The organism is Achromobacter sp. NPDC058515, from assembly GCF_042721735.1.
Lineage (GTDB): Bacteria > Pseudomonadota > Gammaproteobacteria > Burkholderiales > Burkholderiaceae_B > Achromobacter.
This window is the reverse complement of the sequence record NZ_JBHXNI010000005.1, coordinates 277,634-298,903: the sequence shown is the minus strand read 5'-3', so window position 1 is coordinate 298,903 and position 21,270 is coordinate 277,634. Positions and strand designations below refer to the sequence as shown.

18 protein-coding genes are annotated in these 21,270 nt (G+C 63.2%); 13 read left to right on the top strand and 5 right to left on the bottom strand.

Features of this window, described 5'->3' with window-relative positions; all coding sequences use genetic code 11:
- Positions 1 to 16 precede the first annotated feature (16 nt).
- Entirely contained in the window at positions 17 to 658 is a 642-nt protein-coding gene (locus tag ACFWP0_RS12130) for a hypothetical protein (protein WP_377842279.1), read from the bottom strand.
- 450 nt (positions 659 to 1,108) lie between these two features.
- Here ACFWP0_RS12130 and ACFWP0_RS12125 point away from each other — a divergent pair, with 450 nt between their 5' ends.
- From ACFWP0_RS12125 to ACFWP0_RS12105, 5 genes are all read left to right on the top strand, one after another.
- Entirely contained in the window at positions 1,109 to 4,900 is a 3,792-nt protein-coding gene (locus ACFWP0_RS12125) for a hypothetical protein (RefSeq protein WP_377842277.1), read from the top strand.
- A gap of 207 nt (positions 4,901 to 5,107) precedes the next feature.
- A complete protein-coding gene (locus tag ACFWP0_RS12120; protein ID WP_377842275.1) occupies positions 5,108 to 5,650 on the top strand; it encodes a hypothetical protein in 543 nt (180 codons plus the stop codon).
- A gap of 546 nt (positions 5,651 to 6,196) precedes the next feature.
- Positions 6,197 to 7,552, top strand: a complete 1,356-nt coding sequence (locus tag ACFWP0_RS12115) for an acyclic terpene utilization AtuA family protein (protein WP_377842274.1) — start codon at positions 6,197 to 6,199, stop codon at positions 7,550 to 7,552.
- Between the two features lie 4 nt (positions 7,553 to 7,556).
- The gene (locus ACFWP0_RS12110) at positions 7,557 to 7,877 is read left to right on the top strand and encodes a DUF4387 domain-containing protein (protein WP_377842272.1); all 321 of its coding nucleotides are present in this window, start codon (positions 7,557 to 7,559) and stop codon (positions 7,875 to 7,877) included.
- 59 nt (positions 7,878 to 7,936) lie between these two features.
- Complete coding sequence (locus ACFWP0_RS12105) at positions 7,937 to 8,896, top strand: tripartite tricarboxylate transporter substrate-binding protein (RefSeq protein ID WP_377842271.1); 960 nt, start codon at positions 7,937 to 7,939, stop codon at positions 8,894 to 8,896.
- 46 nt (positions 8,897 to 8,942) lie between these two features.
- On the opposite strand, the gene ACFWP0_RS12100 is transcribed toward ACFWP0_RS12105, so the two are convergent.
- Positions 8,943 to 9,905: a sigma 54-interacting transcriptional regulator gene (locus ACFWP0_RS12100; RefSeq protein WP_377842269.1), complete on the bottom strand. Its 963-nt coding sequence runs from the start codon at positions 9,903 to 9,905 to the stop codon at positions 8,943 to 8,945.
- Between the two features lie 251 nt (positions 9,906 to 10,156).
- On the opposite strand from ACFWP0_RS12100, the gene ACFWP0_RS12095 reads away from it, so the two are divergent.
- The 3 genes from ACFWP0_RS12095 (at position 10,157) to ACFWP0_RS12085 (ending at position 12,781) form a co-directional block, all read left to right on the top strand.
- The gene (locus ACFWP0_RS12095) at positions 10,157 to 11,116 is read left to right on the top strand and encodes a Bug family tripartite tricarboxylate transporter substrate binding protein (RefSeq protein ID WP_377842267.1); all 960 of its coding nucleotides are present in this window, start codon (positions 10,157 to 10,159) and stop codon (positions 11,114 to 11,116) included.
- Positions 11,117 to 11,179: 63 nt separating this feature from the next.
- On the top strand, positions 11,180 to 11,944 hold the full coding sequence (locus tag ACFWP0_RS12090) for an SDR family NAD(P)-dependent oxidoreductase (protein ID WP_377842266.1): 765 nt from the start codon (positions 11,180 to 11,182) through the stop codon (positions 11,942 to 11,944).
- Positions 11,945 to 11,986: 42 nt separating this feature from the next.
- Positions 11,987 to 12,781: an SDR family NAD(P)-dependent oxidoreductase gene (locus tag ACFWP0_RS12085; protein ID WP_377842264.1), complete on the top strand. Its 795-nt coding sequence runs from the start codon at positions 11,987 to 11,989 to the stop codon at positions 12,779 to 12,781.
- Between the two features lie 22 nt (positions 12,782 to 12,803).
- Here the strand turns inward: ACFWP0_RS12085 and ACFWP0_RS12080 are convergent, their stop codons facing one another.
- Positions 12,804 to 13,532: a GntR family transcriptional regulator gene (locus tag ACFWP0_RS12080; protein ID WP_377842263.1), complete on the bottom strand. Its 729-nt coding sequence runs from the start codon at positions 13,530 to 13,532 to the stop codon at positions 12,804 to 12,806.
- A gap of 182 nt (positions 13,533 to 13,714) precedes the next feature.
- On the opposite strand from ACFWP0_RS12080, the gene ACFWP0_RS12075 reads away from it, so the two are divergent.
- From ACFWP0_RS12075 to ACFWP0_RS12055, 5 genes are read left to right on the top strand one after another with little or no spacing between them, the layout of a single operon-like run.
- Complete coding sequence (locus ACFWP0_RS12075) at positions 13,715 to 14,686, top strand: Bug family tripartite tricarboxylate transporter substrate binding protein (protein ID WP_377842262.1); 972 nt, start codon at positions 13,715 to 13,717, stop codon at positions 14,684 to 14,686.
- A gap of 56 nt (positions 14,687 to 14,742) precedes the next feature.
- Entirely contained in the window at positions 14,743 to 15,852 is a 1,110-nt protein-coding gene (locus ACFWP0_RS12070; protein WP_377842260.1) for a mandelate racemase/muconate lactonizing enzyme family protein, read from the top strand.
- Between the two features lie 3 nt (positions 15,853 to 15,855).
- Complete coding sequence (locus ACFWP0_RS12065; protein ID WP_377842258.1) at positions 15,856 to 16,740, top strand: fumarylacetoacetate hydrolase family protein; 885 nt, start codon at positions 15,856 to 15,858, stop codon at positions 16,738 to 16,740.
- A 3-nt stretch (positions 16,741 to 16,743) separates the two neighbouring features.
- Positions 16,744 to 17,691, top strand: coding sequence for an NAD(P)-dependent oxidoreductase (locus ACFWP0_RS12060; RefSeq protein ID WP_377842257.1), 948 nt, complete (start codon positions 16,744 to 16,746; stop codon positions 17,689 to 17,691).
- 20 nt (positions 17,692 to 17,711) lie between these two features.
- Positions 17,712 to 18,854 (top strand): mandelate racemase/muconate lactonizing enzyme family protein, encoded by a 1,143-nt coding sequence (locus ACFWP0_RS12055; protein ID WP_377842255.1) that lies wholly within the window; start codon positions 17,712 to 17,714, stop codon positions 18,852 to 18,854.
- Between the two features lie 12 nt (positions 18,855 to 18,866).
- On the opposite strand, the gene ACFWP0_RS12050 is transcribed toward ACFWP0_RS12055, so the two are convergent.
- Positions 18,867 to 20,324 (bottom strand): NCS1 family nucleobase:cation symporter-1, encoded by a 1,458-nt coding sequence (locus ACFWP0_RS12050; protein WP_377842254.1) that lies wholly within the window; start codon positions 20,322 to 20,324, stop codon positions 18,867 to 18,869.
- 98 nt (positions 20,325 to 20,422) lie between these two features.
- Positions 20,423 to 21,229 carry a hypothetical protein gene (locus ACFWP0_RS12045; protein ID WP_377842252.1) on the bottom strand — a complete coding sequence of 269 codons (807 nt, stop codon included), beginning with the start codon at positions 21,227 to 21,229 and terminating at the stop codon, positions 20,423 to 20,425.
- Positions 21,230 to 21,270: the final 41 nt, after the last annotated feature.

Genomic DNA, 21,270 nt, shown 5'->3' with positions numbered 1-21,270 from the left:
GGACGAATTCTTGACGCTATGCAGGAAAACCGCGCGCGCGCGCCTGATGTATGGCAGCAACAAGCTCAATGAACTTGGTCGCGACTCCGGTGACCTCGCTTTTAGACTTGTCCACGTTCACGGTGGCGGTGGACAATTTAATGTGATTAACACCCTCAGGAATCTGCGACTGCTGGACTTTCATCTCCCGCTCGGCCTCTTCGGCTACGAATTGGGGAAACTTCGATTGAAGCTCTGTTTGAAGGTGCTGGATTACGCCATAGACGTTTTCAGCAAATTCAAGTGCCTCAACCTCTCGCACAATCTTGCCTCGGTGGACCACTCTGTTACGCGTCTCAGTAATGCGTGACTCAAGCTTAAACGGGCGGCTCTGGTCAAGCATGTAGAGGAATTGAAATGCACCAAATTGGCGCTCTGACTGCGCAGCGACATTCTTCCAAGCCACCTCAACCGTTTCTTCCGGTATGCCCTTTGCCCGGGACGAGACACGGATGTAGAACTCGTACATGCGTTCTAATGCCGTGGACATAACGGCTACGACTTCGTTTGTATATCCGTCGAGCGCTGCTCGAGCGGCTGATTTGACGAGTACTTCGTATCTGCGCGCGTTGTATAGAACAACTCCATTGTGCCCTCGGTCGCAGGTGACATGAATCATGCCATTGTCATCAAGTTCACCCGCTATGGGATTGAACTTGGGCTGCCTCCCGTCCTTTGATGCCTCGTGAATGCAATCTGGGCATGCCGCGATGGTCTTCATAGATCTAAAGTTTGAGTTAAGCGGGGCCGTCAGACCTCCGCTTGAACGAAGGGTTAAGTCCCACTCGTGTAACTGTGAAAGATGCTTTTCATGTCTTGGGAACGCTCGAGAAAGGAGTGAGGATGGAAGACACGGAAGCTCGATGACGTGAGGTGCATAACAAACACCTCGAAAAAATGATGTCAGACTACAATTCCGCTTCTGAAATTTTAGTCTGACACCTTTATTTTGCATGCAGCTCTTAAGCGGCCCTGCATTCAATGCCGCGAAGAGTTTAAAGCGATCTTCTCCGAGCGCCTTGGTATCGGCTGGGCGGTTATAAAGGCAAAGTGGAATAGAACAGGGGGCATGATGGGGAAGAAGTCGAGGAAGAAGCGTGAACGTCGGGAGCTCGCCCACCCGAAGAAGGCGACAGAGTTGCTGCTCAACACAATGTATGAGTTCCGCGAGCGCTCAAAACTACAGGCGGAGGTCGACGCAGTCTTCCAGCGCGACGCTTCCGCCGTGGAGTCAGTATTGCGCAAGTACGTCCGCCTCGATGCAGCTTTAGCACTCAGCGTATCAGACATATGGCCGCCCAATGTGAGCAGCCCGGTCAAGCACCTCTTCGCCTGGGCTGTGCTTCTGGGTCTGGAGAGAGATTCGGACGGCGCGCAGTCCATACAGACCTACCAAGACTTCGCTCGCTTTCTGTCAGAGCTCCATGCGGTTTGGCCGGAGTTCCCGATGCTGGAAGACTGCTCCATTGAAGCAGATTGGGGTCAAGTTTTCGCGCCCCTGGGCGATAGCTACGTGCCGATGTTCTACGGAAGCTGCGTCGAGCGGCTTCCGGACTTCGTGCAGGCGTTTCGCATCACGCATGCCGGCAACCAGGCAGCACTGGCCGACATGGACCTGGCAGTCGCCCTGCACGCTGACCTGATCTTGGCAGCTCCGGGTCAGATCGGCGCTGTACTTCAGGAGCCTGTCCACGGCCACGTCGAGGTGCCACCCGAGGATTTCTGGGCCTTCTGCCGTGCGGCGCTCTTAAGTACAGGCATTCGAGTCGCCAAATGGCGAGCCAACGCGAGCGCCAAGCTTGTCACTTCCATGGGCGCGTACAAGGCGCCGCTAACTTGGGCGTCGTTTGGGGACGCTGTCCTCATGGGCAGAGCCCTGCCGTTCCTGGGCGTAGCGCAGGGCGAAACGTGGATTCCAGTCTCGTTGCGGAGCGGACCAGGAGTCATCATCGACCACTGGGCTGAGGTCGGGGCGCTAGGCATCACCACGCAAACCCACAAGGCTCTCGGTCGCTACATTGCCGACCGACTGAGGCATGTGGTCATCGGTCCGATGAAGCTGATGGTTAGTCGGCAAGAGTTCCCCGCCCTGACCGTCAGCTGCGCCACCACTGGAGGCTCAAAAGTACATCTGTTTTGCGCTTGTGATCATCGGTCGCTTGAGGCCGCTGGCGCCGCGGCTTCCGCGCTCTATGAAGCTCTTCGCAACGGCGGCGTCCTGAACCTGCGAATGGACGATGGACGGGGTCTAACTTTCGGCCGAGGTGAGCAGGGCAGCCCAGGGACTGACGATGTGCAGATAGTCATCGTCCTGACGCAGTCCGGTACCGGTTTCAACATGCTTGACGCGCCCAAGCGGCCCACGAAGGTCATGCCCCTGAGTGACTTGGTCAGCATCTTCGATGGCCTGGAAGACATGCGCGAGCTTGAGCAGTTCTGGAGCTTTGCGGACGTACAACGGGGAACGCTGTCGCCGTTCTCCCGCGCGCTTACTGACCTCTTCGCGACGTTCAAGGACACGCACGGTGTGCTAGTCGAGGGGGCCATCACCCCGACGATGATTGCCCTGGACCCGCATTGGGGCAGTGGGTGGCGCTTCCGCAGCTTGAGCGAGTTCTGGGCGTCGGCGCCCGAGCGCTTCCCGGATGGGTCGCCCGGATGGCACGTGAGCCGGACTGCCAAGGGGGTGGTTGAACTTCGCTCGCGTCACCATGCTGCAATGGCCTACTCCACCCAGGTCGGCTCCTGCACCGTCCAAACAACAGTGACGATGGAGTCCGGGCTGGAGGTCGAAGACGCCAAAATGGCGGACATGTTCGCGCAGATGGTCATCGATGCGCTTCATGAGTGTGCAGGCGACCTCCAGTCGGAAGCGCTATTTCAACGACAGCAGTTGGTCTTGGCGTGCCGCGTCGCAGATGAGGGGCTTGTTGACAGAGAGCAGTCCCCGGCACCTCTGGAGACCTTCGAGAAAATAGTGCTGACCGCCACCGGAAACGTGGGGAGTCCAGCTCGCGTTGAACTGAGGCTGCATGCAACTGCCATACAAGCTGGCCTGCACGGGGCGCTGAACGCAGCCTTCGAGGCCCGCTGTCTTCAAGAGACAGTTTCTGCCTGTACAGCGTCACTTGGCGTCACCGCCCCGCAGAACCTTGCAATCCGACTGGCGGCCCTCGCGGCAAGCCCCGCGCGGTACCACTTGCAGGTGGTGGAGCGGACGATAGACGTGCCCGACTTTGCCGACCCCGTCGTGCCGACGCCAACGGAGTACAAGCTCGCACGCAAAGCGCTGGCCGTGGTGATGAAGGAAAGTGGGCTCAAACCGGGTCGCTACGAGCTACAGGAGGCAAAGGTCCGTATTGACGCCGCTCGAGAGCGCCTTCGCCTCCACCTCGAAAAGCGGCTTGCACCCCTGGATAGCGAGATGCTGGTCATGGCCTGTGTCGAGCAGCACGACGGTTTACTTCTTGCCAGGCGCATCCGAGAGACCCGAGTGCATCAGAGCCGCGTCCACCAGGTCGACTACGACCGCCTGGAAGCTCTCTCCGAAGCCCGCAAGGAATTCGAAAGCTCCGCTCGGAACTACCGATATCTGCTGGAGAAGACAGTCAATTCCGCCACGAGTGGCCAGAGCCGAATCACCGCGCAACTCCTGCGAGAGCTCATCGGCGTGGTCGATTGGTACATGGTTCTTGCAGGCGCCAGCGACGTTCTGCATAATCAAGTCGATGTAGGCGGCGTCGACATCGACGATCAGTTCGTCCCCGAAGTCTTTTATTCGGAGACTTGGCAGGAACGAGAGGAAGAGTACACGCGCGAGTTAGCGCGAATCCGGCTCGGCGAGGGCATTGAGAATGCCGACTCGGTTGAAGGCGCAGCTGAGAAGCATCTAGTAAGCGAACAGCTGCAGAAGGCATTCCGGATCGACCTGGGTTTCGAACTGCAGAAGCTTTTGCAGGCACTCACGGTCCTCACCCAGCCTGCGCGCCATGGTTTGGCAGACGATCTCGCGCTGGTTTATCTGGCAGACCCTGACCGTCTCGCGCAAGCCATTGCTTCAGCGTTCGAGACAATCGCGCCAGCTGAGGCTGCTGCTGTTGTGGCGTTTTTGACGCTCTCGGGTCCGGACATCAGGAGGCTTCCCGGCCGACCAATCGACGAAACCGATGTGCCTTTCTGGGAGCACAGCAAGCGCTTACATCGCTACGCCATCCGGCCTCTTGTACCTGTTGGGAGGCAGGTAGTCTGGGGTGCTGAACACGCGAGTCGATCCCAACTTATATGGCTGTCGGCCGTGCGCGACGGCATTCTACCTGCTGACTTTCCCTGGTCGAACGTCCAGACCGCGGTCAGAGCAGTTAAGGAATCCATCGAGAAGGCGCTTGAAGACCGCACGGAAGAAATTCTCAGGCGTCATACGGCGTACGTTGAAGCCGGAGTCGACTTTTACCGTCGCTTCCGCAAAGAGGCCTTTGAGGACGTCGGAGACTATGATGTCCTCGCCTACTGGCCGCACACTAACACAGTGTTGTTCGCTGAGTGCAAGTACAACCAGACTGCGCACTCCATGAAAGATTCTCGGCGGTTGCGAGACCGCATATTCGGCGCGAGCGAGACAGATAGAAACGGCCAATACAGCCGGATTCGTGGCCGTCGGGAGTTCCTAGTCAAGAATCGTGAGCGGATGCTCGAGCTGCTGAAGTGGCCACAGCCTGAGCAAGTACCGCCGAGGGACGTGGAGGTTTATGTTAGCCGCGAGCTTCACTACTGGATGGTGCACCCTCCCTATGAGGTACCTGCCAAGTTCATTCGAGTGGACGCACTGGATGCCTGGGTAAAGAATGGGATGAGAACATACTAGGGGCCAAACAAAGGGAATCGAGCGCTTGCAAAATGGCTGCGCCCGCCAGCGCGCCGATGGGGTGGCGAGCTATGCCCTCGCAAGCGGCGAAGTTGAAATTGGCTGATACCGCAGCAGACGAGTTGCCTAATCCATGAAAAAATGGTGTCAGACTACAATTCCGCCTCCCAAATTGCGGAACTGTAGTCTGACATCTTTATATAGAAGATGATTGAATCAACCTATTGGCGCCAGGAACTGCGAGCCGAGTTGGCGTGGCTCAAGAAGCATCGCAATTACCGTAGATGGTCGGAGAAACAGCTTGTGCTGTACGAGCGGCGCCTGATGCTGGTTGCGTTTCAAGTACGCTCTCTCCTCGAGCGACCGAAGGCAAATGACCGCGCTCGTGGCGCAAGAATTCCCGTAATTCGATACAAGAAAATCGGGAGTAGGCCTTTCACTTTTATCGGGGCAGGTTTCCCTGAAGACCGATTTGACTTGAACAATCCAGAGCCATCAGAACTTGCCGTCGTTGAAGTTTGCAATCAACTTATTCACTACTACTGGATGCAAACATGGTCGGAAGGCACCGCCTTCAAGAGCATGCTCGTATTTTCTGATTTTATGCGTCACAAGTGGGCTTATGAGTTTCTAATTGAGGATCTGATAGGCTTCTTCAGTATCATTGCCAATGACACCTCAATAGTTACCAAACTAAGTTTTCACTGGAACGACAAGAAGCAGGACTATGTGACTCAATATGCACGCTAGAGATCTGTCGGCTAACAATTCGTCCGAGCCCCGGCCACTTCGCGGCTCGGCTTAATCTGGGCGTTGTTACCGTCCGCGCATGGCCGAAAGCGAGCGGTCTCCCGACGGCCGCCCCCGCCCAGGGCGGCGTTCCGGACACCCGTGTTAGACCCTTTGGGATTGCGGCATCGTCCTGTCTAAGGTGAAACGCAGGCACACCCCATCTCCCGCGCTTCGACTGCCCTAACGCCACGAACGCCAAACTCCGCGACCGACTTTGAGCCTAGTTTTCTAATCTTCGAAGTCTCACAAAATCAAGGAGTTGCAGCGACCGTCCGCGACCGACTTTATTTCTCTCTTTCACGGTGAAAACGCTCAACAAAAAGCGCTATTTTCACGCCAACTGCGCGCTTTTCACGCATTTTCCTGCGTGCAATCGGCCGGACTGAACTGCCAATCCCCTGATTTATTGGAAGTTTCTTCCCTCCGCCAATCTGGCACGGTGTTTGCATTGATTACAAGGCCACGGTCCGCGTGGCCTTGTATCACTACACCAGAGTCAGACAGATGCGCTCCTTGAGAATTATTTGTCCGAATGGACACCTGGGCTTCGCGCCCTTGCGTACCGAGAGTTTCCAGGCCGGCGTGCGTGGGCAGCCCGATTACATTGCCGCCGATTCGGGCAGCGACGATGTCGGCCCCGTGCCCCTGGGCTCCGACACCTCCACCAGCCCCGAAGCTTGGCAGCGCCACGACCTGGAGCAGATGCTGCTGGCCGCGCGCGCGCAGGGCGTGCCGATGATCATCGGGTCCGCCGGCGACACCGGCTCGAACAGCCGGGTTGACCTGTACGTCCGCATCATCAAGGAACTGGCGAAGCAGCATGGCCTGAAGCCTTTCAAGATCGGCTACTTCTATTCCGAAGTCGACCCGGAGTTCGTGCGCGGCAAGATGCGCGCCGGCGCCGCCATTGCCGGCCTGGACGGCTATGCCGATCTGGTCGAAGCGGAGCTGGACGCCACGGACCGCATCGTGGCGGTGGCGGGCGTGCAGCCCTACCTGAAACTGCTGGAGGCCGGCGCCGATGTGATCATCGGCGGGCGCAGCTCGGATGCGGCGGTCTTCGCCGCCCCGGCGCTGCACCACGGCTTTGCGGCCGACCAGGCCTACTACCTTGGAAAGGTCCTGGAGTGCGCGTCGTTCTGCGCCGAGCCCTACGGCGGCAAGGAGACCGTGCTGGGCGAGATCAGCCATGAAGACGTGCGGGTCACGGCCATGCATCCCGATCAGCGCTGCACCATCGCGTCGGTGGCAGGCCACGCAATGTATGAGCGCTCCAATCCCTACGAGGAGTTCTTCGCGGGCGGCAAGCTCGACATGAGCGAATGCCGCTATGAGCAGATCAGCGAGAAGACCACCCGCATTACCGGGTCGCGCTTCGTGCCCGCCGGCAAGATCACCGTGAAGCTCGAAGGCTCAGGCAAGGTGGGCGAACGCTACATCGGCCTGTGCGGCATCCGCGATCCGTACACGATCGCCAATGTGGACCGCGTCATCGGTTGGGCGCGCGAGAAGGTGCGCGAGCGCTTCGGCGATGGCGGCTACGAGCTGCATTACAAGGTCTATGGCCGCGACGGCGTGATGGGCGAGCTGGAGCCGCTGCGGGACCAGCCGGGCCATGAACTGTGCGTGATGGTGCAGGGCGTGGCGCCCACGGCCGAGATGGCCGAAGAGTTGACCCTTATCGGCCTGCGCCAGATGTTCTATGCGCGCCTGCCCGATGTGAAGGGCACGGCGGGTTCGGTGGCCTTTCCGCTGGACGAGGTGGTGCGCGTGAGCGCCGCCTACCGCTGGACGCTGAATCACACCATTCCCGTGGACGATGTGTTCGAACTGTTCCAAACCCACATGACCGAGGCCTGAGAGCATGAACACCCGCAAACTGAGCGAACTCGCCAAGACCATACGCAGCAAGAACGCGGGCGTGAACAAGATCACGTTCGACATCATCTTCCGCGACCGCGACACCTATGACGCCGTCAGGCGTTCGCGCGCGCTGACGCGCGACGCCATGGCCGCGCTATACCGGATCGACCAGGAGCGCATCTCCGACTTTGTGGAATACGATCCCGGCCTGGCGATCAAGTTCACGATCTACCGCCTGCGGCCCAGCGGCTCGGCCGGCGACGGAGACATCTTCGGCGCGCAGCAGTATGCGCCGCTGCTGGATCTGCCCGTGGCGCTTTAAGCGGATGCGCCGGCCGCGCCTGCAGGGCGCGGCCGGCCTACAAGACAAGGGGAAAACACATGAAAAACCTGATTCGCGGCATGGCGCTGCTGGCTTGCGCCCTGGCGGGTCCGGCGGCCGCGCAGAGCGCGGTGCCCAAGCAGATCAAGATCGTCGTGCCGTTCTCGGCCGGCGCCAGCAACGATGCGATCGCGCGCGCCATTGCGCCGCAATTGGCCGAACGGCTCAAGACCATCGTCATCGTCGAGAACCGCGTCGGCGCGGCGGGCGTGATTGGTTCGGAGTATGTGGCGAAGTCGGCCAAGGATGGCGCCACGCTGCTGCTGACCTCGTCTTCGTTCCTCACGTCGGCGGCCACGCAGCCGCGCATGCCCTACGATCCGGTCCAGAGCTTCGCGCCGGTCGCCATGGTGGGCCAGGGTCCGCTGGTGCTGGCGGTCTCCGGCGCCAAGCCGTATGCCGATCTGCCGGCCTTGCTGAATGCCGCGCGCGCCAGGCCCGAGGCGCTGAACTATGGCACGGCCGGCATTGGTTCGCTGGCGCATCTGGCCACGGCGATGATGAACGAGGCGGCCAAGGTCGCCATGACCCATGTGCCCTACAAGGGCGCCGCCAATGCGGCGTCGGACCTGGCCGGCGGACAGATCGACCTGATGCTGGCCAACTACAGTTCCCTTGCGCCGCTGGTGCAGGGCGGCAAGGTGAGGCTGGTCGCCACGACCGCGCCTGGCGCGCATCCGGCCTTTCCGGCATTGCCGCCCGCCGCCAGCGTGCTGCCCGGCTATGCCGTCGAGATCTGGGTGGGCGTGTTCGCGCCGGCGGGGACGCCGCAAGACCTGATCGATACCTACAACGACGCGATCAACCGCATCGCGAAATCAAAGGAGACCACCGCGCTCCTGGACATGGACGGCACGGCGCCGGCCGCGCTGAGCAGCGCGGACTTCGGCCGCCGCGTGGCCGACGACCTTGCGCAATGGCGCACGGTCGCGCAAAGCCATCACATCAGCGTGGAATAAGCGGCTTCAAGCCCACTCGCGCCGATCCAGGCCGGCTGGGCTCATTTCAGGCCGGGTCGTCGCTTTGGATCAATCCAAGCTTGGCCATCTGGTGCCGCAACGCATGGCGCGACAGCCCCAGCGACCCGGCGGCGCGGCCGGCGTTGCCCGCGGCGGCGGCCAGCGCCGTTTCTATCATGTCGCGCTGGAAATGGGCGGTGCGCTCCGCATACCCGCCCGTTTCCGGCATGGGCGTGCCCCTCACGATGCGCGCGGGCAGATGCTCCAGGCCCACGGTATCCCCGGACTCCAGGATGCAGATGCGCTCCAGCAGGTTGCCCAGCTCGCGCACATTGCCTGGCCAGGCATAGCGCCGGAAGGCCTGTTCGACCGCGGGGGCGATGCGCTTGAAGCCGCTGGCGTGGGTGCGGTTGAAGCGCGCCAGGAAGCGTTCGGCCAGCACGAAGACGTCATCGCCGCGCTCGCGCAGCGGCGGCAGATTGATCGATACGACTTGCAGCCGGTAGTAGAGATCGTCGCGGAATTTGCCGGCATTGACCTCGCCCAGCAGAATCTTGTTGGTGGCGGCGATGAAGCGCACATCGGTGGACAACTCGCGCACGGCGCCTATGCGCCGGAACCGCCTGCTGTCCAGCAGGGTCAGGATCTTGGCCTGCATCATGGGCTCCAGTTCGCGCACCTCGTCGAGGAACACGCTGCCGCCATGCGCGATCTCCAATAGTCCTTCCTTGCGCGTCACCGCGCCCGTGAACGCGCCGCGTTCATGGCCGAACAGTTCCGATTCCAGCAGATTGCCGGGAATGGCCGCGCAATTGATCTCGGTGAAGCCTTTCTCGGCCCGGCTGGAGTGATCGTGCAGGGCCCGGGCCACCAGTCCCTTGCCGGTGCCGGTCTCGCCATAGATCAGCACGGTGCTGGCGCGGCTGCGCGCCACGCGCAGCACCAGGTCGCGCAGGGCGATGATGGACGGGTGATCGCCAACTATGGTTTCGGCCAGGGGGGAAGTCATCGGATGGAAAAAGAGGGCTGCATCTGTGCGGCATTATCCGGACCGCGTGTCCAGGGCTCCATTCCGGCATACCCCTAGGGCGCAGGCGGCAGGGACGCCGCCCGGATGGCGGCGATTCACGTTTTGCGTAAACGTTATCTCTGCTTATGGAGTAAACCCTAGTACATTTCCTTGGATCAACGTAGCAGAATTGTAGAAACGTTTTCACAATAACGAGTCCCCGCCCAGGGCAGACCATCCAAGGAGACTAAATGAAGCACGTTCTATTGCCGATGCTGCTGTCGGCCGTCCTTGCCGCGCCGGCGGTCCAGGCGCAAGACTATCCAAATCGCCCCGTCCGCATGCTGTTGCCCTTCTCCGCCGGAGGCGGCGGGGATACGCTGGGCCGGATCCTGGCGGAGCGGTTCGCCGCGGAGCTCAAGCAGCCCGTCATCGTGGAGAACAAGCCGGGCGCCGGCGGAACGATAGGCATCCAGTCGGTTGCCCGATCCACGCCCGATGGCTACACCATCACCATCGGCGGCATGTCGACGCACGTGCTCTCTCCTTCGGTCTACAGCAATCTGCCGTACGACCCGGTCAAGGACTTCGTTTCCATCGGCGCGATTGGCACGTCCTCGATCCTGGTGGTCGCCGCCAACGATTTTCCCGCCAATGACATCGCCGGCTTGAGAGCCTTGGCGTCCTCGCGCAAGGAGCCCATCCAATACGGCAGCTGGGGCATGGGGTCGACTGGCCATTTCTGCGGCGAAGTGCTGGTGCAGAAGGGCAATCTCAAGCTGCAGCATGTGCCCTACAAGGGGACGACGCAGGTCATCACGGATGTGATCGGCGGCCACGTCGACGTGGGGTTTGTCGACATGGCCACGGCCACGCCCATGGTCACGCAGGGCAAGGTCAAGGCGCTTGCGGTCTGTACCCAGCGCTCGCCGAGCGTGCCCGACGTGCGCAGCTACAAGGAGCAGGGGGTCGACTTCGATCGCGAGCTCAATTGGGCGATGTACGTCCCCGCCGGAACGCCAAAGCCGGTCGTGGCGAAGCTGTCGTCGATGCTGGAGAAGACTCTGGCTGAACCCGCGGTCGTGGAGAAGCTGCTGGGCCTGGGAATTACCGCGCACTACATCGCCGGCCCCACGCACGAGAAGGCCAACGAGGCGGATATCAAGGCCTGGAAGGCCGTGGCGCAAGAGGCCGGAATCAAGCCTCAATAATCCGTGTTCCAGTTGCCGGGCGTCCGGAAACACCGGGCGCCCGGCTTGCATCCCGAGGTTCATATGAAATTGTTGGAAGGCAAGGTCGCCATCATTTCCGGCGCTTCTCACCCGAAAGGGATCGGCAAGGCCACGGCGCGGATCTTTGTCGAGCATGGCGCGCGCGTCGCCATTCTTGACCTGGACGAACCCCTGGCGCAAGAGGCGGCCAGAGAGATCGATCCCGACCCCGCGCGGGTGCTTGCGCTGCGCTGCGACGTGAGCGACATGGCGCAGTGCAGCGCCGCCGTGAACCAGGTCGCCGAGTGGTCGTCCGGCCAGATCGACATCCTGGTGAACAACGCGGCGATCACTCAGAAGGCCGCTTTTCAGGAGATATCGGAGGCGGACTTCAACCGGGTCGCGAGCGTCAATTTCAACGGCGTGTTCTTTCTCTCGAAAGCCGTCATGCCGTTCATGATTGCGCGGTCCTCAGGCAGCATCGTCTGCATTTCCTCCTTGTCGGCCCAGAATGGGGGCGGCATCTTCGGGGGCGCGCATTACTGCGGCGCCAAGGCCGGCGTGCTGGGCATGATGCGGGCAATGGCCAAGGAGTTCGGCCCCAGCGGCATCCGGGTCAACGCCATCGCGCCGGGCCTGATCACCACGGATTTCTCGCGCACCGGCCGGTCCGATGAAAGCAAGGACGAAGCCGCGCGGGACTGGCCCTTGAAGCGCGCGGGCAGGCCGCAAGAAATCGCGAACGGCTGCCTGTTCCTGGCCAGCGAGCTGAGCAGCTATGTCACCGGAACGACGCTCGACATCAACGGCGGCGCGTCGATGAACTGAATCGATTCGACCTGATCCGATATGCAAAACCTGGGAGCAAAGATGAAGCTGGCTGGAAGAGTTGCGGTGGTTACCGGCGCGGGCACGTTCAAGAAGCCGTTCACGCAGGCCGACCAGGTCGGCAATGGGGCGGCCTGCGCGATCACGTTCGCGCGCGAGGGAGCCGTGGTGATCTGCACCGATCGCGACCTGTCGGCAGCCCAGGAAACGGCCGAGCTGATCAAGGCGGAGGGCGGAAGCGCGCACGCCTACGAGCTGGACGTCACGCAATCGGCCCAGGTGAACCGCGTAATCGAAGAGGTGGCGCAAGCCTTCGGCGGCATCGATGTGCTGCATAACAACGTCGGGATCGAGGTGCAGGGGGATCTGCTCGCGGTCGACGATGATCAATGGGACAAGGTGATGGAGGTCAATGTCAGGGGCGCCATGGCGGCATCCCGAGCTGTCCTGCCCTACATGCAGCGGCAAAAGCGCGGGTCCATCATCAATGTTTCGTCCACCGCGAGCCTGAAGTGGAGTCCCATGCAGTTCCTGTCGTACAGCACCGCCAAGGCGGGCCTGAACCACATGACCAAAGTGATTGCGCGGCAGTATGCGGCGGACCAGGTCCGCTGCAATTGCATCGTTCCAGGAATGATCCGCACGCCCCACGCGGATGCGCTCTACGCGAGCGAGGCCGAAGCCGCCGTAGGCCACAAATTCAGGGACTCGCGCTGCCCCATGGGCCGCCAGGGTTCGCCCTGGGATATCGCGAATGCGGCCCTTTTCCTGGCGGCCGACGATTCCTCTTACGTGACCGGATTGCTGCTCGTGGTGGATGGAGGGGCGAGCCTTTAGGCGGCGCGGGCATCCACCCTGCTCAGTGCGTTCCCGTCTCTTGCATCAACAGTCCGTGGATGTACTTGCCGGCCTCGACGATGTCGTCGCGAATGGCCTGCGCCACGCCCGGGGCGTCGCGCGCCGCCAGCGCCTGCACGGCGGCGGCGTGGTGGTCCGTCGCCTTCAGGTGCGGGACGTACTCGGGCAGCACCATGTTCAGCACCGGCCCGCAGCGCAGCCACAAGGTCTCGATGCTGTCCTGGATGACATCCAGTCCGCTCAAGGCATACAGATGGAAGTGAAAGCGCCGGTGCACGTCCAGGTAGCCCTGGCGCGGCTCGGCGTCGATAAGCTGCGCCATCCCGGCATGCAGGCCGCGTAGCGTCTGCACATCCGCGTCCGTGGCATGCGCCACGGCTTCGAATGCCGCGCGGGACTCGATCTCGGCGCGCATGATCACCAGCTGCTGGAAGATGCGCGCATCCACATGCGGCACGATCGCGCCTCCGCCTTGGCCGCCGGTGCCGCGTTCGAGCACCCGTTCGGCAATCAGGCGGTTCACGGCGTCGCGCACCGGCGTCAGGCTGATGCCCAGCTCGGCCGCGACCTCGCGCAGCACGATCCGGTGTCCCGGCGCGTAGCGCCCATTCAGCAAGGCCTCCCGCAGCGCCGCATAGGCGCGGTCCCACAGGGTCTCGCGCTCCAGGGGGCGCAGGATCGCCGTGCGGACATCGGTGGGGGCACCAGGCGAACTGGAAAAATCGGGCACAGAACATCCTCTACAGATAAGACCGCTGACCCCGCATTCTCGCATTTGCGTGCTGGGGCCGTAGGATAAATAGCCATTGTTATTCGTTATAACGAATGATAGAGTACCGCAAAATTACCTAAAACGGCCCTGAGAGGCGGTTCTCGAAGCGTCCTCATGGCGACTTTCGGAGGAGACCGAAAATGTCCGTTCTGTCCAAGCTCATCCTGGGCGCTGCCGCCCTGGCCTGCAGCATCCCGCTGGCGCATGCCGCGGACAAGACGTACCCCGCGCGCGAGATCCGGTTCATCGTGCCCTGGAATGCGGGGGGCTCCAACGACATCGCCGCGCGGATGCTGCAGCAGCTGATCAGCGAACAGGGCGTGAACGTGGTGGTGGAGAACGCGCCCGGCGCCACCGGCGCCATCGGCATGACCAAAGTGGCCAACGCCGACCGGGACGGCTATGTGGTGGGCATGGGCACCAGCTCGACGCTGGCGCAGATCGCGCAGAACATCACGCCGCTGAAGAACGAGCAGTTCTCGCACATCGCCCGGGTGTCCACCGACCCCTTGATGCTGCTGGTGCCGGCCGACGGCCCGGACACCCTGGAAGCGTTCCTGGCCGAGATGAAGAAGAACCCGGGCAAAGTGTCCATCGGCACGCCCGGCAACAATAACCTCAATCACATCTTTGCCGAGATGACGGCGCGCGCGGCCGGCACGGACTACGTGAACGTTCCGTACCCCGGCGGCTCGCGCGTCATCGCCGACCTGTCGGGCAAGCAGATCAGCGCGGGGGTGCTCAAGCCCTCGGAGAGCAAGGCCCAGATCGACGCCAAGTACGTCAAGCCGATCGGCGTCTTCGCCAACGAGCGGCTGGCGCTGTATCCCGATGTGCCGACGTTCAAGGAAAAGGGCTACGACGTCTTTCCCTATGGCCCCCTGGTGCAGATGGCCTACGTGGTGGCGCCCGCCGGCATTCCCGATGACGTGCGCAAGCGCCTTATCGAGATCTTCGACAAGGCCATACGCAGCGACAAGTTCAAGGCCTTCGCGGCGCAGAACGGCTTCCTGGTCGACGACCTGACGGGCCAGGCGCTGGACAAGGAAGTGCAGAACGTCCAGGCCACCCTGAACGATGTCGCCAAAAGAGTTTTCGTTTCCGCGAAATAAACCGCCTCCAAGGGAGCAATACGTTGAGCCAGATAAAGAAAGTCACCTGCCACGTCGTGAGCGCACCGGTAGAACGGCCATTCACTTCCTCGCGCGGCTGGCTGTACAAGCAGCGCGGGTCGTGCATCGTAGAGATCGAGACCGCCGATGGCGTGGTGGGCTGGGGAGAGTGCTACGGCCCCTCGCAAGTGGCGCGCGCCTACATCGAATCGCAGTACGGCCCGCGCATCATCGGCCGCGATCCCTTCGATGTCGAGGTCATCTGGGAAGACCTCTACAACCGCATCAAGGACTACGGCAACAAGGGCATGGCCATCTCGGCCTTGAGCGGGATCGACATCGCGCTGTGGGACATCATCGGAAAAATCTGCGGCAAGCCCATACACAAGCTGATCGGCGGGGCCCATCGGACGGAAGTGCATTCCTACGCCACCGGCCTGTACTTCATCGACATGGACAGGCTGATCGAAGAGGCGGTCGAGGAAGCCCAGGGCTATGTGGCCGAAGGCTTTACCGCGATCAAGATGAAAATCGGCCTGGGTTCGCCCAAGCTCGACCTGGAGCGGGTGCGGGCGGTGCGCGAGGCAGTGGGCGCAGACGTGCGCCTGATGGTGGACGCCAACCACTGCTTTACCGTGCCGGCCGCCATACGGCTGGGCCGGGAGCTGGAGAAGCTGGACGTCGAATGGTTTGAAGAACCGATCTCGCCCGAGGACCTGGACGGCTATGTCGAGGTGACACGCGCCCTGGACATGGCCGTGGCGGGAGGGGAGAACGAATTCACCCGATGGGGCTTTCGCGACATCGTCGCGCGCAAGGCCATGGACATCGTCCAGCCCGACGTGTGCGCGGCCGGCGGCATCAGCGAGTGCCGCAAGATCGCGACGCTGGCGGCGGCCCATGGGGTCGAGTGCGTGCCGCATGCCTGGGGGTCGGCCATCGGGCTGGCCGCCACCCTGCATTTCCTGGCGGCCCTGCCGGACCAGCCGCCCAGCTTCCGTCCCATGCCGCCGCTGCTGGAGTTCGAGCAGTGCGAAAACCCTTTCCGCGATCTGCTGACCGTCGATCCGATCGTGCAGAACCGGGGCGTGGTCCAGATTCCGACCGGCGCCGGGCTGGGCATCGAGATCAAGCGCGATGTGATCGATCGCTACCGGGTCGCCTGACGCATGCGCTTTGTCACCTTCCATGGCCGCGATGGCCAACTACGTCCCGGCTTTCTGTCGGCGGATGGGCGCGAGGTCGTGGATGCCCTCCATGCCGACGGGCCCGAGTGGGCCAGGCGCCTGCCGCCGTCCCTGCTTGAATGGGTAAGCATGGATCTGCCGGCGATTGCGGCCAGGCTGGCGGACAGCGCCTATCCGCGGACTACGCGATTGCCGGCCGAAGAGGTCCGCCTGGCAGCGCCGCTGCCGCGGCCCGGCAAGGTCGTGGGCGCGGCCTTCAACTTCCACGATGCGCTGCGCGAGCGGGGCATGGCGCCGCCCGCCGAGCCGGTTCTGTTCATCAAGTCCGGACGTACCGTCATCGGCCCCGGCGTCGCGGTGCGCCTGCATCGCGACGCGGGCAACGTGACCTACGAGGCGGAGCTGGGCGTGGTGATCGGCCGTCCCGCCCTGCGCGTGGCGCGCGAGGACGCCATGAACCATGTCGCGGGCTACGTCATTGTCAACGACGTGAGCGCCACGGACATGGTGCGCGCGGACAAGGGGTTTGTCCGGGGCAAGAACCAGCCGACGTTCTGCCCCTTGGGGCCGTGGCTGGCCACGCCCGACGAGTTGGCCGACCCGCACGCCGTGCCCATCACGCTGCATCTGGATGGCGTCCTGCGCCAGCGGGGCTCGACCGCCGACCTGGTGTTCGATATCCCCGCCCTGATTGCCCATGCGTCGGCGCAAATGCCGCTGGATCCGGGCGACATCATCGCCACGGGCACCCCGGCAGGCGTGGCCGCCTCGCATGATCCGCCCGCGTGGCTGCGGCCCGGAGCCGTCATGCGCGTGGCGCTGCCCGGCCTGGGAACGTTGACCACCCCCGTCATAGAGGATCACTAAACGATGTCCGCCTTGCCTGTTGTTGCATTGACCTCCCCTATCCACCCCGAGGCTCACGCCAGACTGGCCTCGGCCTGCGAAGTGCATGTGGCGGCGGACGGCAGCGCCGATTCCCTGCGCGCCGTCGTGCGCGAGGCGCAGGGCCTGATCGTCCGCAACCATCTGCCCGAGGACATCTTCGATCATGCGCCGCGGCTGCGAGCCGTCGTGCGGCATGGCGTCGGACTGGACATGATTCCGGTGGAGCGGGCCACCGGGCGCGGCATCGCCGTCGCCAACCTGCCGGGCTCCAACACCACCGCGGTGGTGGAGTACTGCCTGGGCGCCATGCTGCATCTGCGGCGGGGCCTGGCCGACATGGACGCAGTCTTGCGCGCGCAAGGGTGGGCGCCGGCGCGTTCGATGGCGGATAGCGGCACGGAGCTGCGCGGCACGACCTGCGGCATCGTGGGCGTCGGGACCATAGGCGCGCAGCTGGCAAGCCTGGCCCAGGCCCTGGGGATGCGCACCGTGGGACTCACGCGCCGGCCCGACGCGCTGCCCGCCGGCGTGCAGGCGGTGGACAAGGCGGCCCTGATGCGCGAGTCGGACGTGATCGTACTGTGCTGCCCGCTGACGCCGCAGACGCGGGGCCTGATCGACGCCGCCGCGCTCGCGCTGGCCAAACCCACTGCAATCCTGATCAACGTGGCGCGCGGTCCCGTGGTGGATACGGCGGCCCTGGCCGACGCCCTGGCGCGCCAAGCCTTGGGCGGCGCGGCGCTGGACGTGCATGACGTGCAGCCCCTGCCCGAGGATGCCGCCATCCGGCGCGCGCCGCGCGTGCTGCTGACCCCGCACGTTGCCGGCAGCACCGCCACCAGCATGCGCCGCATGAGCGCCGGCGCCGTGGACGACATGCTGCGCCTGCTGCGCGGCGAGGCCCCCTCTCATCCCGTCAATACTTTCTGAACCCTGTTCCTGGAGCCGTCATGAAAATAGTAGATATCAAGGCCGTCCCCATCTCGTTTCCCGTTCCGGAGAATCGGTCCGTGCGCCTGGGCATCGGCCGCAGCGTCAAGCGGGACGCGGTGCTGGTGCGCGTAACGACCGACGAAGGCATCTCGGGCTGGGGCGAGGCGCATCACGGCCGCTGTCCGGGCGCCGTCGCGCGGCTGATCGACACCACATTGCGCGAACTGGTGGTGGGCATGGATGCGCTGGACAATGTCGGCGTGACGGCCCGCGTGCTGAAGATGCAATTCGCCAGCCATGGCATGGGCGCGGCGGCGGCGCTGGCGTTGAGCGGCCTGGATCTGGCGCTGTGGGACATCCGCTCGCAGGCGACGCAGTGGCCGCTGTACCGCCTGCTGGGCGGCTCCAGCAAACCCATCAAGGCGTATGCCGGCGGGATAGCGCTGGGCTGGCAGCCGCCGGAAGAGCTGGCCGACGAGGCGCGCGGGCTGGTCGAGCAGGGCTACCGGGCCGTAAAGCTGCGCGTGGGCGACGGGCCGCGCCGCGACGTGGCGCGGGTGCAGGCGGTGCGCAAGGCGCTGGGCGATGACGTCGATATTCTGGTGGACGCCAATACGGGCTACAGCCTGGACGACGTGCGCCGGGTGATGCCGGCCTTCGAGGCGCTGGGCGTGGGCTGGCTGGAAGAGCCGTTTCCCGCGCACGATCACGACGCTTACGCGCGGGCGGCGCGGCTGGGCCGGGTGCCGCTGGCGGCGGGCGAGAACCATTACACGCGCTACGAGTTCGGGCCGTTGCTGCAGGCGGGCAACGTCACGTTCATACAGCCCGATCTGTCCAAGACGGGCGGCGTGACGGAGGCCATGCGGATTGCGGGCATGGCGGCCGCGCTGAAGCTGAGCGTCAATCCGCATACTTCGGCCACCGCCATCAACATGGCGACGAGCATTCACTACCTGTGCGCCGTCGACAACCCCGGCTATTTCGAGGCCGACGTGACGGTGCTGAATCCGTTCAGGGATCAGATGGCCGACCGGCTGCCCTATGCCCTTGATGCGGACGGCTGCGTGCAGCCGCTGGATGGCGTGGGAATCGGTCTGCGGATAGACGAGGATTTCATCGCTGCTCATCCGCTGATAGAAGGGCCTTGCTACGTCTGACGGCGCGCGCTGCTACATGCGCGCCGGCGCGATGGCCGCGCGCGGGCGCAGCGTCGCCATGATCAGGTAAACGCTGCCGCCGATGCCTACGCCGAAGAACCAGCCGTACGTGTTCCACCAGGCGGGCAGCAGGCGGGTGAAGTTGGGCAGGAATGTCGAGAACAGGCTGCCGGCCGCCGCGGCAACCAGCGCGTTGGCATTCCAGCCGCCTTCGTAGCGGTACTCGCCGTGCTCCTGGTAGAGCGCGGCCACATTGATGTTGCCCTTGGCCACCAGGTAGTAGTCGACCAGGATGATCCCCAGCATCGGCCCCATGGTGGCGCCGATGGCATTGACGAAGTTGGCGGCGTTGCCTTCCCACGGGGCGAACGGATAGAGCGCCAGGGCAATCACTGCGGCGATGTAGCCGCCCTTCTTGAAGCTGATCTGCCTGGGGAACACGTTTGAGATGTCGAACGCCGCCGAGACGAAGTTCGCCACTACGTTGATGCCCAGCGTGGCGACGGCAAACGTCAGCGCGGCAATGAGGCCGAGCACCCAGCTGTCGAACTTGGCGGAGATCTGTTCCGGGTGCAGCAGCACTTCGCCATACACCTTGAAGGCGGCGATGGTGGTGATGCCCGCGACCAGCGAGAAGGCGATCAGGTTGACCGGCAGGCCCCAGAGGTTGCCTTTCTTCACGGCGTCCTTGTTCCTGGCATAGCGCGAGAAATCGCAGAAGTTGAGGTACAGCGCGGCGAAATAGGTGATCCAGGTTGCAGCGACCGCGGTCAGGGCCCAGAACGAACCCGGTTCGCCGCTGACGCCGGCGTCCTTGGTTTTTTCGAGCAGCACATTCATCGGAATGCCATGGTCGAAGGAAAAGCCGCCTGCCTTGACGCACAGGCCGACAGCCAGGATCAGCATCGCGATCCACACGGCGGGACCGGCCCAGTCCTGGAACCTGCGCACGGTCTCCATGCCCTTCTGGATGATGAGCAGCTGCAGCGCCCAGATGACCACGTAGCAGATGACCTCCAGCCCCGAGTGGCCGAAGAGGTGCGTGCCTTTGTGCAGCGCCATCAGGCTGTCGCTGCGGATCAGCAGCGCGACCATCGCGCCTGAGGCCGCCGCCGTTTGCGCGCCATACCAGAAGCAGGCCACGACGGCCCGGACCAGCGCCGCCAGATTGGCGCCCCAGACGCCAAAGGACGCGCGCGCCAGCACCGGAAACGGCACGCCCGTCTTTTCGCCGGCGTAGCCGATGAGGTTCATCAGAAAGAAGATCGCCAGCGAACCGAGCCCGATGGCGATCAGGAAGTTGGTGAAGCTGCCGCACAGCAGGAACAGGCTGGCGGCAAGGTAGTAGCCCCAGAGGCTGTGCACGTCCGAGGTCCAGACGTTGAAGATGCTGAATGCCCCCCAGGTGCGCTCCTTGGTGGGGGCAAGATCCTCGTTGTACAGGGCGGGGGAAGGATTGCGTAAGCCCATCTGCGGTCTCCTGCCAACTATCGGGAAAACAGATAGTGGGCAAAAGACACTGAACCTGTCTATGAGACGGGTCCGACAAATTGGGCGGGTGCTTCAGATCAGTTGCCCGCTTCCCTCTTCCTGTGCGCATAGTTGAGCGTGACCATCAGGCCCGCCACCACGGAAAACAGGTGCTTGATCGTATGGCCGCTGAGATACGCGATGTTCTGGAAAATCTGGTGGTCCAGCAGCTCCGAGGCCTTGGCCAGCACATAGAACCCGATCGCCGCAGCGAAGTACAGGCGCTCTCTGGCGGGCGTCTTGTTCTGCCATTGAAGCAGCGGGATGAGCAACAGCGGCATGAACTGCACATACAGGTAGGGGCGCAGGTCGCCCGTCATGTGGTTGTCCGTGTACCACCACCAGATCACGCTGACGACCGCGACGGCGGCCCAAAGCCAGTCGACCCAGCGGCCGTCTCCCAGGGTGTCGCGCCAGACGGCCGACAGGATGCCCGCGCACGCGAGCGCGATGGGCAGGCGGTCCCAGATCAGGCGGGCGTTGTCCGGCAGCAGGTGATACCAGCCCGAGCCAAATGCCGTAAGCACCAGGGCGAAGAAAAACAGGGCGTAGCCGGGCCGGATGACGTCCAGCGCCTTGTTGTAGCGGCTATGCAGCACGAGCGACAAGCCATACCAGCCCACCACCGCGAATCCGAGGTTGGACAGGACATCGCCCGCGTTGGGAATGCCCAGCCAGGCGCGGTGATCGGCAAAGTCATGGTAGTGCTCAAGCTGGGCGATGGGCCCGTACAACGCGAGCCCGACCGCCACAAGCACCACTACCGTCCAGGGCAGCAGGCGGCGCGCGTCCATAAGCGTGTTGAGGCGCGAAACGGGTTTCGGCAGACCTGATTGAGTGCTCATGAGGATAGGCTCCGGGCCGGCGGGTTGCCGGCTAGGGATGA